The sequence below is a fragment of the Sphingobacterium mizutaii genome, from assembly GCF_900187125.1.
GTDB classification, from domain to species: Bacteria; Bacteroidota; Bacteroidia; order Sphingobacteriales; family Sphingobacteriaceae; genus Sphingobacterium; species Sphingobacterium mizutaii.
This window is the reverse complement of record NZ_LT906468.1, coordinates 297210-309610: the sequence shown is the minus strand read 5'-3', so window position 1 is coordinate 309610 and position 12401 is coordinate 297210. Positions and strand designations below refer to the sequence as shown.

9 protein-coding genes are annotated in these 12401 nt (G+C 34.9%); all 9 read left to right on the top strand.

The window, feature by feature from the left end:
* Positions 1 to 841 precede the first annotated feature (841 nt).
* The 9 genes from CKW03_RS01355 (at position 842) to CKW03_RS01320 (ending at position 12321) form a co-directional block, all read left to right on the top strand.
* Positions 842 to 1507 (top strand): glycosyltransferase, encoded by a 666-nt coding sequence (locus tag CKW03_RS01355; protein WP_093100904.1) that lies wholly within the window; start codon positions 842 to 844, stop codon positions 1505 to 1507.
* Entirely contained in the window at positions 1494 to 2636 is a 1143-nt protein-coding gene (locus CKW03_RS01350) for an alpha-mannosyltransferase (RefSeq protein ID WP_093100906.1), read from the top strand. Before CKW03_RS01355 ends, CKW03_RS01350 begins: the two co-directional genes overlap by 14 nt.
* A gap of 126 nt (positions 2637 to 2762) precedes the next feature.
* Positions 2763 to 5048 carry a TonB-dependent receptor domain-containing protein gene (locus CKW03_RS01345; RefSeq protein WP_157739340.1) on the top strand — a complete coding sequence of 762 codons (2286 nt, stop codon included), beginning with the start codon at positions 2763 to 2765 and terminating at the stop codon, positions 5046 to 5048.
* A gap of 95 nt (positions 5049 to 5143) precedes the next feature.
* Positions 5144 to 5341 (top strand): hypothetical protein, encoded by a 198-nt coding sequence (locus CKW03_RS20200; RefSeq protein ID WP_139185527.1) that lies wholly within the window; start codon positions 5144 to 5146, stop codon positions 5339 to 5341.
* A gap of 99 nt (positions 5342 to 5440) precedes the next feature.
* Complete coding sequence (locus CKW03_RS01340) at positions 5441 to 6739, top strand: radical SAM/SPASM domain-containing protein (protein WP_093100910.1); 1299 nt, start codon at positions 5441 to 5443, stop codon at positions 6737 to 6739.
* 88 nt (positions 6740 to 6827) lie between these two features.
* Positions 6828 to 9017: a peptidase domain-containing ABC transporter gene (locus CKW03_RS01335; RefSeq protein ID WP_093100912.1), complete on the top strand. Its 2190-nt coding sequence runs from the start codon at positions 6828 to 6830 to the stop codon at positions 9015 to 9017.
* 4 nt (positions 9018 to 9021) lie between these two features.
* A complete protein-coding gene (locus tag CKW03_RS01330; RefSeq protein ID WP_093100914.1) occupies positions 9022 to 9507 on the top strand; it encodes a hypothetical protein in 486 nt (161 codons plus the stop codon).
* A gap of 11 nt (positions 9508 to 9518) precedes the next feature.
* A complete protein-coding gene (locus CKW03_RS01325; RefSeq protein ID WP_093100916.1) occupies positions 9519 to 11279 on the top strand; it encodes a galactosyltransferase-related protein in 1761 nt (586 codons plus the stop codon).
* A complete protein-coding gene (locus CKW03_RS01320; RefSeq protein WP_139185528.1) occupies positions 11257 to 12321 on the top strand; it encodes a glycoside hydrolase family protein in 1065 nt (354 codons plus the stop codon). The genes CKW03_RS01325 and CKW03_RS01320 overlap by 23 nt, the downstream gene beginning before the upstream one ends.
* Positions 12322 to 12401: the final 80 nt, after the last annotated feature.

Genomic DNA, 12401 nt, shown 5'->3' with positions numbered 1-12401 from the left:
AAATGCTAAAATAGAAGTTTTTTAAATAACTAATCTAAAACATTGATAGGTAATACTCGCATATGAAACATAGAGAAATAATTGGGAAGAGTCTGAATGAACTTAGGGGAAAAAATGGCAAATCCCAAAAGAAATTTGCATGTCATTAGGATTCAGAATTCATGAAATGGAAGACATTGAAAAAGGAAAGTTTGATCGTCTTACAGTTGAAATGTTAATTGATTTTGCAAATTATTATAAGGTTAGTCTGAATCAGATTCTTAACAACAAGTTTTAATTGATTTGCATTTTCTTTAACCTTCCAAAGGGACTTAAATGAAGATTGAAATCTGAACCTTTCAGGGGATAGTTAACTTGATTCTTGAATCATGATTCCTTAATTTATTACAGGTTTTAGCTTCTTAGGAAGACAATAAAACAACAACTGGATAAAGTAATTCTCTACAAGGGATATACAGATGCTTTTTTGGGAATGCCAATAAAATCATTTAGCGGGGTAAGCATTTATCTGCCAATAAACCAAGATCCAATACAAGCTAATTATAACACGTTAAATTGGTCAAAAGACGCCAATTGGATAAGTCTATTTCATTGAACAACAAAGTTGCTTTTTTAAGATATGGAGCGTAATCAGTATTTCATGTAGTTCAATAGGCGTTTCGTCGATTTTTTTTTGCGGTTAGATCTATGGCTGTTAGCTTTAAGAATGATGATGAAACCATCTATAATTAATGAAATTATCATCGATCATTTTAAGTTTTTATATTATTTAAAATAGACACATACTGATCAATAAACTATGTTAATCACCTTAACTTAGTCGAGTTTTTAAATTATATATATGAGCAATGTTCCTAAAATAATTCACCAAATAGTCGGTCCTGGAGTAAATGAGTTTATTCTTCGGTGCCTCAACTCCTGGAAAGTGTTGGAGAAACATGGGTTCGCAATAGAGCGTTGGGATGATTCGAAAATTGCAGATTTTCTTTACAAGTTTCACAGATTTTCATATGATGCATTTATCAATGCGAGAAATCACGCGGAGGCAGGTGATATTGCAAGATATCTTATCATTCATGAGTATGGTGGATTTTATGTCGATTGGGATATTGAGCTTATTGACATTGACGCCTTTTTTTCACTAAAAGACAACTATAGGAATGGTTTTATGCTCATTGATCCTTCTAATGGAACCTTGGCCTCGGAGTTCTTTTGCTGCATAAAAAGTGATCCATTCTTAATGGGTTTATCAAAGGATATAGCGGAATTGTATGAGAACGGTGATAGGGAAAAATTTCTTACACCTCAGTTTTCCGGGCCGTACCGAATGAGAGATAGTTTCGCTAAGTATCCAAACACATATATGAATCCAATTCCTGTCAAGGACGCCTTTGCTTATGATTACAGTGAGATTAGAAATCCTCCTGAAGGTGAAATTACACAGGCAATGATTCATTACTGGTTGCATTCATGGGTTTCTAAAAATTTGTATCATGTCGACATTTAATAGAAATGGCATAAGAGAAATTGATTTCTTGCTAGCTGAAGAGGAAATTAATGAAATACGGAATATATGGACAGATCATCTACACTCTATTTCCATTTATCCTTCTGATTACTTTAAAGGAAGGGGAATTGTCATGTGTGGCGGTGGTGTAACATATTTTACTTGTGCATGGATAGCGATAAAAAATCTACGTTATTTAGGTTGCAGATTACCTGTTGAATTTTGGTACTTAGGCAATGAGCTATCAGAGCAATGTATAGAACAGTTATCTGATTTTGATGTTGAATGTAGGGACTTCTTGAATTTTGAAGAAACAGAACTGACAGGTGTAATGCTAAAACCCCTTGCGATAAAATTAAGTCGCTTTAAAGATATACTTTTTCTCGATTGCGACAACAACTGCTTGAGAGATCCTTCTTTCTTTTTTGAAACGGAGGAGTTTAAAAAAATTGGAGCTATTTTCTGGCCAGACTTCTGGTTGACAGCCGTGGATAATCCTATTTGGAAAATTATAGGGAGTGATAAATTTTTTGTAAAAGAACAGGAAAGCGGACAACTACTTATTAATAAAGAGAGATGTTGGAAAGAGCTGAATTTAGCTTTATTTTTTAATCAGAGGAATGAGATTTTCCATCAGCTTCTCTTCGGAGATAAGGACACTTTCAAATTTGCTTGGGATGCTCTGGGTTCTTCATTTGTGATGATTGGGGTGGAACCGGCCTCATGCGGATATCTTGGGGAAAAACAAGAGTTTTTGGGAGTCGCGATGATTCAGCACGATCTGGATGACAGGCCGTTATTCGTTCATAGAAATTTGGTGAAATGGGACGTTACACGGGACAATGAAATGCTATTCAATACAATAAAAATGTTTAAATCAAATACAAAGAATAGAGAATATAAACTAGGATATTCAAAAAAAGGAAGCCATTTTTTTATGGACTTGAACGGAGAAATTCTGCAAGTGAAAGTTAATCAAGATCTTATAGATATGGAGAAAAGAAGTCTAGATTATTTATCGCATCTACGAGATCAAAAGTTTTATCATGAATTTCTACTTCATTGCCACCTAGCGACTGAAAGATTTAAAAACAGGAAAATTCTTCAAAAGGATCTATTAGCAGTTTAATCTTGTATTATAATAAATATTTAAAAAACCATTTGCACAATAAAATTAATTATGATCAAACGACTTATATCCATTATTTTTTTCACCTTTCTTCACACAGCTTTATTTTGCCAAGATTACACATTGATGGGTAAACTTATAGATCAGGATCGTAAGCCTTTGGAGAATATGAACGTACATCTATTAAAGCAGGATAGTACCCTTTTGAAGCAGGTAGTAACAGACAGTAATGGAGCGTTTAGCATGAAGGAAAATTATGGCAAGTATATGCTCAAAATATCCCGCTTGGGACAGGAATTTTTGCTAAGGCATATCAATCTTTCTAGGGATTTCGATCTTGGAGAATTGGTCATCAATGCTACTGTAAGGTTAGAAGATGTAGTGGTCAATGGAGAAAGAAAACTTATTGAAAGAAAGGTGGATAGGCTTGTTTTTAACGTTGAAAACTCTCCTGCAATGCAAGGGTTTGATGTATCTGAAGCCCTCGCCAATACGCCAATGCTGAATACCAGCGATGGAGGGGTCTCTATTGTCGGTAAAAGTGGAGTCGCTGTAATGATAAACGAGAGGCTAATCAATCTGTCCGGTAATGAACTGATGCAATATTTAAAATCGTTACGGTCGGACGATGTTTCGCGAATTGAGGTGATTACCACTCCTCCAGCCAAGTATGATGCCCAGGGAAATAGCGGACTGATAAACATTGTTCTCAAAAAGAAAAAAAATAACGGCTTTCAGGCAACCTTGAGTTCTACCTATTTACAACGGACTTATGGAGGTATCGGTAACAATGCGAATGTCAATTTCCAATCCGAGAAACTGTTGCTATCAGTAGGGCTGCGCCATTATGACGTCGCATTCCGTTCTACAGAAAATGCATCATTGATAGGTAATCCGACCTCAACCGTTCAATCAGATAAAAGGAAGGATTTTAACGATGGAGGAGGCCTGAATATTAACCTTGATTACAAGATAAATGAATCTTCCAATATCGGAGTTATTTATGATGGTAGTATCGGGCATGCAAACATGGACATTGCTTCCTCCACCCAATATATGACCAACAATATACAGGATTCTACACTATGGACGAACTCCAAACATAGGCAATCCTTGAATTTTCAGACGGTAAGCGGTTATTATGACCTGAAATTGGATACCTTGGGCCGTAAGCTAAGTTTTATTGGAAATTTTTTGTCAAACAAACCTAAAAATCCGGTTGACTTTACCTCTAATAATTCGGAGTCGGGCAATAGCTACTTTGTGAGGAATGAAAGCGATGTGTCCTATCAAGTTTTTTCAGGCCAGGCTGATCTAAACTATCCCACCAAAGCGATAAATCTGGACATGGGGATAAAATATTCTGATATTTCGAACAGTTCGTCCGTGAAGTATCTTAACCTGACCGATGGAGACTTTATCATTGATCCGCTTAAGAGTAACGATTACGATTATTCAGAAAGTAATTATGCAGTTTATATTAGCGGGGCCCGTAGATTAAGCAACAAACTTGAAGTTAAAGCAGGCATCCGTTACGAATATACCGACGTAAAAGGATTTTCTCCAGAAACAGCAGAGACAAACACTTTTGAATATGGCAAATTTTTTCCGAGCGGATATATAAGTTATACTCCCAATGATAAACATACGCTTTCCTTCAGTTATTCTAAGCGGATTAACAGGCCTAGCTTTGGTAACCTGAATCCATTCAGATGGTACAGTAATCCATATACCTACTCTACAGGTAATCCAAACTTGTTGCCATCGTTCAACAATAACTTTGAACTTGGGTATATTTTTGACGGGAACCTATCTATTACGCTGTATAATCAAAGAGTTACTGACGGATATTCATATCTATCTTTTTTAGACAACACCATTAAAATGTCCACTTGGGAAAACCACCTTACGCAATATAATTCCGGCCTGAACATCGGTTATTCTTTTACTGGGATCAAGTGGTTACAGAGTTATCTATTCTCGGATCTATCTTATAGTAAAAGCAAAAGTAGCTTGGATATAGTAATTCCGCAAAACGGCTTGAGCTATTATTATATGATCAATAATTCCTTTTTTCTGAATAAAGAAAAAAACATTACGTTTTTACTTAATTATTGGCAGAACCTTCCCCGACGATCTGGTAATTCTTTTTACAGGTCAGCCGCAAGCCTGCGGACAGGCATAAATTTACAACTGCTGGACAAAAAATTACAGATCCAACTAATGGCAGAAGATATCTTCAAACAAAATCGAACTGGAATTGAGGCTTATTTTCAGGGTAACACACAGTATTTCAATAATTATTATGATGCAAGGAGGTTGACCCTTGGTGTAACCTATCGTTTTGGTCTATCTAGTATAAAGACCAGTAATAAGGATACCAAATTTGACGAACGTGGCCGTGCTAACTAAACGAGTATTTATTCATGAAGTATTTTACAAGTGCGCATAGTAAAAGAAAGATGTCTAAATAATATTAACAGAGTGTAAACTTTAAATTCATTAACATGAAAAAGTCAATTAAAGTCCTTATTGAAAAATTGGACGAAAACGAAAAAGGCGAATTCACTGGAGGATTCGGCTCAATCAAAGGTGGTTTCAGACAGTTAAGCGCAAGTTTGTTTTCTTCAAATCCTGGGTGCACAAATCCTGGAGACTGTAGAGGTTCAACAAATCCTATGTGTACTAACACTGGAACTTGCTAAAATTAATGAAGTTCTCCCCAGTTTCGGAAGACCTGGGGAGTCTTTATAATCTAGCCAATTCTAGCTTCAATTTATTAATGCATCTCCAAAATTTATAATATGAAAGCAAGTAAATATAATATGTTTTTTGATTATGAAAATCAGAAAATAGGTTTTAATAGTTATTCTCGGGAGTACATGGCTTTAGATGATTCTTTATATTTAATGTACGACTCTTCTGTTAAAAAGTCGGAATTTGAAAGTCTACAATCAATGCACCCAACTTTTTTTGATTTCCTGGTAGAGAAAGGTTTTCTGGTAGAAAATGCCGAAGACGAACTTCAAAAGGTAAAGGATTTGGTTAGTTTAATTGATAATGATGAGTCAGTTTTTCAATTACATATCAATCCTACCATGAATTGCAATTTTAAATGCTGGTATTGCTATGAAACCCATATTAAAGATTCAAAGATGGATATCAGTACCATTGATAGCACCGTTCGGTTTGTGAAAGGTATATTAACCTCGAGAAAGGATACCCTAAAATTCTTTAGTTTGGATTGGTTTGGCGGCGAACCATTATTGTATTTCAAAAGGGTGGTACTTCCGATTTTAAAAGAGGTTCATGCTTTATGTGCATCGTTGGGTATTGAGATGGCATCTGGAGTGACCACCAACGGTTTATTAATTAATTCTGAAGTAATTCAAGCTGCAAAGCTGTTTAATTTATCGTTTTTTCAGATTACGTTAGATGGGCATCGTGATAGACATGATGTGGTGCGTTTTATGTCAGAAGGTCGTGGATCGTATGATGCTATTATCAAAAATATCAAATTGTTGGCAACCAACGGCATCAAAGTCTTGATCCGTATCAATTGTTCTCCCGAAACTCTTCCTGATCTTAAAAAAATTTCAGAAGATTTTCGTGATCTAACAGTGGAAGCTAGGGAATTTATAGAGTTCGACTTGCATAAAGTATGGCAAGATAACTATAATGTGAGTGACGAGGATCTGTATGATATCCGTTGGTATTATCGTGAACAAGGGTTTAAGGTGGCAACAGGATCACATGATCTCGTAATGAACTCGTGTTATGGTGATCATAAAAACCATGCTACCATTAATTACAATGGAGAGGTGTTTAAGTGTACCGCGAGGGATTTTACTTCAACAAATAGCGAGGGGTATTTATCTGATTCAGGTGAGGTCATATGGAATGATAAATATACTAAACGATTGGAAAGTAAATTTAAAAATAAACCTTGCTTAGATTGTGTCATTTTACCGATATGTAACGGTGGTTGCTCGCAACAAGCCCTAGAACACGAAGGAGTAGATTATTGTGTCAACGATTTTGATGAAAATAAGAAGAGAATGCTTGTGCTTAATCGATTCAAAGAATCACTCTTAGAAAATTAAGTGTTTAGTCTTAAAATAATTATATAAAGTGGTTGGAGTTTAATCGTTTGAATAGTTAATATTATACTAATCTGAACTTAGCTCGTATATGTTTAGGAAACGTTTTTTCTATAGTCAGCATGATTTGGCTGATTGTGGGCCTACTTGTTTGAAAATGATCTGCCGTTACTATGGAAAGGATGTGCAGCTTGAATATTTAAGGGAGAAGTGCTATATAAACAAAGATGGGGTAAGTTTACTGAATATAAGTAAGGCTGCTGAGGATCTTGGCTTTAGAACGTTTATGGCTTATTTAGATGTTGAGAGATTAGTGAATGATTGTCCTCTTCCTGCTATCCTGCATTGGAATCAAGAACATTTCGTCTTGCTGCTTGAAATAAAAGGTAAGAAGTATTTTAAGATTGCCGATCCAGCACATGGAATAGTAAAAATTGATTTAGGAACATTCAAGAAATCGTGGATATCAACAGCTGATCAGAAAGGAGCTGCTTTATTACTTGAACCAACACCAGCATTTAGTAACCTCAATGAAAAGGGAGATGAGTTTAGCGGTTACAAATTTCTACTAAAGTATATAAAACCATATAAACGGAATTTTTTCCAACTTATTTTCGGGATGATGATTGGAAGTCTGATTTCATTGATCCTTCCTTTTGCTACTAAAATATTAATTGATGAGGGGATAAATAAAGGTAGTGCATCTATTATATATCTTGTATTATTATCTCAATTTGCACTATTTGTGGGAAGCACGTTGATTGAATTGATCAGAGGTTGGCTGCTTTTACATGTTAATACAAGAATTAGTTTAAATATTATTTCAGATTTTCTAATTCAACTATTGAAACTTCCGATACGCTTCTTTGATACGAAATCTGTAGGGGATCTTTCACAACGCATAGGTGATCATCATCGTATTGATACATTTTTGACAGGAACAGCAATCTCTACCATCTTTTCTATTGTAAACATTATCGTTTTTTCAATCATCTTACTCTTTTTTGATAAAGCTATATTCCTAAGTTTTTTTGTGTTGAGTGTACTAGGTGTTTTATGGGTATTTCTTTTTCAGAAAAAACGTAAGCAGCTTGATTATAAACGATTCGCGAGAAATCGGGAAAACCAGGATAAACTTTATGAAATGATAGTTGGTATGCAAGAAGTAAAGTTATATGGGAGCGAAATCTCGAAAAGATGGGAATGGGAAAGACTGCAAATAAAATTTTTCAAATTAAACATTTCTACATTAGCCTTGGAACAGTGGCAGTCTACAGGTTTTAATTTTTTAACCTCTCTAAAGAATATTATCATCTCTTTCCTGGCTGCCACTCAGGTATTGAACGGGAACCTAACTTTGGGCACGCTTTTGAGCATTTCGTATATTATTGGACAAACTAATGGGCCCATCTCCCAACTGATGGCTTTTATTCAAGGATTTCAGGATGCTAAATTGAGTATGGACAGATTACTGGAGATACATAAAAAGAGAGGTGAAGAGCAGGACGAAGAAATTGATCATTCATTTGAACGAGTAGAAAACCAAGATCTCAATCTTGAAAATGTATCGTTCCAGTACAGCGGTCCTGATTCTCCATTAGTATTAAATAATATCACGTTATGTATTCCAAAGGGAAAGGTTACAGCGATCGTTGGTACAAGCGGAAGTGGGAAATCAACTTTGTTAAAGTTGATGTTGGGATTTTACAAACCAGTAAAAGGGATTGTTAAAATTGGTGAATCGGATTTGAAAAGAATTTCGCCAAAACTTTGGCGAGAGGCATGTGGAACCGTCATGCAAGATGGTTTTATTTTTTTTGATACAATCTCACGTAATATTGCAGTAGACGGAATGGCTATCGACGATAAAAGGATGGAAAATGCTGTCAAAATTGCGAATCTATCCGAATTTATTGATCGATTACCTCTAGGTTATACCACTAAGATAGGTTCTTCGGGAGTTGGTTTAAGCGGTGGACAGAAACAACGAATACTTATTGCGAGATCTGTTTATAAAGATCCAGAATATTTGTTTTTTGATGAGGCAACAAGTAGTCTAGATGCCAACAATGAACGACAGATAATAGACAATCTCGATGATTTCTTTAAAGGAAAGACAGTGGTGATAATTGCACATCGTCTTAGCACTGTTAAAAACGCGGATCAAATTGTTGTACTAAAAGATGGTGAAATCGTAGAAATCGGGAACCACACGACGCTTTCGAAAGCAAAAGGGAATTATTATGAACTTGTTAAAAATCAACTTGAATTAGGAGACTAATATTATGCCTGAATACAAGTATGAAATAAAGAGTGAAGAGATGTCTTCGTTATTAAAGAAGATCCCTAACGCCTTGGTAACAAAGGGGAACTTCTTTGTATTGGCAATATTGGTTGTTTTTTTTTATCTGTTAAATCGTTATGGTCCTCGAGATGAATTGAAGCTGACAGCTCAAATAGATACTGTTTATACCAATAATAAAAGAAAAGACCTGATGCATTTTAGCCTATTCGTTTCAAATACTAAAAACGCTGCCATTAAGAACCATTCGAACTATGAATATAGATTTGAAAACAGAAGTACTAATAAAAGAGATACTGTAACCGGGAAAATAGATACCATTATATATAAGAACTCTAACTCAGCTATTATTCTTGTTACAGCTAATTCTTCAAAGCCTTTAAGAAGAAGAACTAATGGCGATATAATAATTGGAAAAGAAAAAGAATCTTTCTTTTCACGTATTCTATATAGTATTTTCAATATTTGAACCCAAGTATTATGATATTTATTTCAGCTCAACCTGATGATTATTTTTTTGTCTGGCAATTGGAATTGCAAATTCTCAATTTTCATCAGCAAGGTATTTCCTCGAACAATATTCATGTCCTTGTTGGTTATCCATCACAGAGAGATATTGCACCTCATTTTAAGGACCTTGAAAAACGGTTTAGACATATGGCCATGTTTTTCTTTTATCCAGATACCCGAGAGAAAAGAAACTATATTCCTTCTCTAAGGCCTCATATTATTAAGAAACATTTTTTAAGATATCCAGAGTTATCGAATAAACCTATATTTTACCACGATTCTGACATACTGTTCGTAAGACAGCCTGATTGGAATTTATTAAATAAAGATGATAAGTGGTATGTTTCGGATACGAGGACATATCTCGATAGCCACTATGTAATTGGAAGGACTAGCGATGTTTTTTTTCAAAAATTATGTGCTATTGTTGGAATTCCACATCAGACTGTTATAAAGAATGATCCGAATTGTGGGGGAGCACAATATTTACTAAAAAAATGCACTCCAGATTTTTGGGCTAAGATTGAAAGAGACAGTGAGTTGCTTTTTGACGAGATCAAAGCCTATAATACCGGCGTAAAAGAAAAATATGAAAACGTAGGTGAACCAGTACCACATACTATCCAATCTTGGTGCGCGGACATGTACGCAATGTTCTGGAACGGACTCTTATTCGGGAATAAGATAGAAATCCATGAATCACTTGACTTTGCATTTGCAAAGAGTCCGGGCCATGAGCTCCAAAAAAAGAACATTTTACATTATTCAGGGGATTCTCTTCATGCTCCAGGGCCAGTATTTATAAAAAATAATTATAGGCATTATCCCCCTTACTACGATACTTCTCTCAATGAGATAACTAGGATAACAGCGAGTTATTTCGTCGTCAATCTAATCAGACAATTTAAAGAGGAAATGGATAATGAAAGATCAGATTTATCAGACGTTACATTCGCTATATGCGTAAAAATTGATTCACAAAGTAGGCTCGAGAATCTTTATGCTGTAACCTCGTATATATCCAAGTATTTTAAGACCAATATTATTTTGGGAGAAGTCGATGAGGTTTCTAAAATCGACCTCAAATTGCTTCCTTCAGAGTGTTCCCATTATTTAATTCAACAAAATATCGGTTTACTCCATAGAACGAAAGTAAACAACTTTTTGATTGATAAAGCCAATACTCCAATTGTAGCCATTTTAGATACCGATGCTATTGTTCCAATCAACCAGATTATTGAAAGTGTAAAATCAATAAGAAACGGTGAGGCTGATATGGTTTCTCCATATGATGGAGAGTATTTGGATGTACATATGTTGTTCAAGCCAATGTTTGGGAAATTATTAGATGCAGAACTCCTAATGATAAATAGGGAAAGCTTCCATCCATTGGCTCATAGATCATATGGAGGATTGATTCTTTTTAACTGTGTTTCATTTGTAAGTGCAGGTATGGAAAATGAATTTTTCACGAGTTGGGGCCCTGAGGATAAGGAGCGTATAAAGAGAATGCAAAATTTAGGATTTAAGGTAAAACGAGTAAATGGCCCTCTTTTTCATCTCGGTCATGAAAGGTTTGAAAATTCAGAATATGTAAGTGAGACAGTCTATTTTGAATTTATGGAAGAATATTTTCGTATTTCAAACATGGGAAAAACTGAATTACAAACTTATATCGATGGTTGGACTAAAATTAAATTTTCAGAACATGAATTTACAAAATACAAATGATTCTAAACTCGATCTCATCGTTAGAGCGTTTGAAGGTGGAGTTAAAAACGTTGATGCCCTTGGTCTGGTTAATGGGAAGGCTGGGCAAGCTATAATTTTCTTTCTCGTGGCAAAGGTTCTTAATGAACAGAAGTATGCCGATTTTGGGGAAAGCTTGATAGAAGAAATCTATGATCGAAGTGAGTCTATTAGAACAATGGACTACGCTGAAGGTCTAGCGGGTATTGGGTGGAGTATAGAATGGCTTGTTCAAAATGATCTGATAGAAATAACGGATACGCATGAAATATTAGAATCGATTGATAAGGTCATTTATAAATATTTGGCGTATTCAAAGATCGAGGATTTGTCAATTGATAAAGGTATTTGTGGTATATTGAAATACTTAAGCCGGAGAATCACAAATCAAACCAGTAATTCACATCGTTATACATTTTTGGGTCATTTGGAATGCTGCCTCTTCTTGACTGATGATGTATTGGAGATTATTGATTTGGCACTGAGAGACGAATCTAATATCAATTTAGATATTATTACGGTAGCGAATACTTTAAGAACTGTTTCGAATTTAAATATAGCTGTAAATAAGCCAACTATTGAAAGTATTACCCATAAACTATCGATCCATGCGGAATCATTGTTAAATAAATTTTCTAAGGAATCCAGCAATAAAAATATCGATAGCCTTTTGGATAATATATATTTAGCGACAAGTTATTTAGCAGCAGCAAGGAATGGTGGATTGAACATGCGTGAGTCGAAAGCTATAGAATATTTAAATTTTCTGATCACTTTACTATCGGTAAGTAATATAAATTTGGAAGAAATAAACCTTAAAATGTTATCTATTTTCAATCTGGCGAACTTTTATTATCCTAATGAGGTCATTAGGAAGATGATTAATAGGAACCTTATCTCTGAACAAACGCTTCGATTACCTGCGAAGTTGTATGATGGGTTAGGGGTAGCAATTTTAGCTGATGTATGTGCAAATCAAAGAGATTTGGAATTGGATATAAGTGAATTGATTCTTATTTTATAAATCTTCAAAAATTTGCTTTATCATCAAAAAAAAGGTAAAGATATATCTGAAACTTTATTAAAGTATAATTTCTGGGAGTA

Coding starts and splice junctions, on each gene's coding strand:
- CKW03_RS01355 (WP_093100904.1), top strand. CDS start 842: ATGAGCAATGTTCCTAAAATAATTCACCAAATAGTCGGTCCTGGAGTA.
- CKW03_RS01350 (WP_093100906.1), top strand. CDS start 1,494: ATGTCGACATTTAATAGAAATGGCATAAGAGAAATTGATTTCTTGCTA.
- CKW03_RS01345 (WP_157739340.1), top strand. CDS start 2,763: ATGGGTAAACTTATAGATCAGGATCGTAAGCCTTTGGAGAATATGAAC.
- CKW03_RS20200 (WP_139185527.1), top strand. CDS start 5,144: ATGAAAAAGTCAATTAAAGTCCTTATTGAAAAATTGGACGAAAACGAA.
- CKW03_RS01340 (WP_093100910.1), top strand. CDS start 5,441: ATGAAAGCAAGTAAATATAATATGTTTTTTGATTATGAAAATCAGAAA.
- CKW03_RS01335 (WP_093100912.1), top strand. CDS start 6,828: ATGTTTAGGAAACGTTTTTTCTATAGTCAGCATGATTTGGCTGATTGT.
- CKW03_RS01330 (WP_093100914.1), top strand. CDS start 9,022: ATGCCTGAATACAAGTATGAAATAAAGAGTGAAGAGATGTCTTCGTTA.
- CKW03_RS01325 (WP_093100916.1), top strand. CDS start 9,519: ATGATATTTATTTCAGCTCAACCTGATGATTATTTTTTTGTCTGGCAA.
- CKW03_RS01320 (WP_139185528.1), top strand. CDS start 11,257: ATGAATTTACAAAATACAAATGATTCTAAACTCGATCTCATCGTTAGA.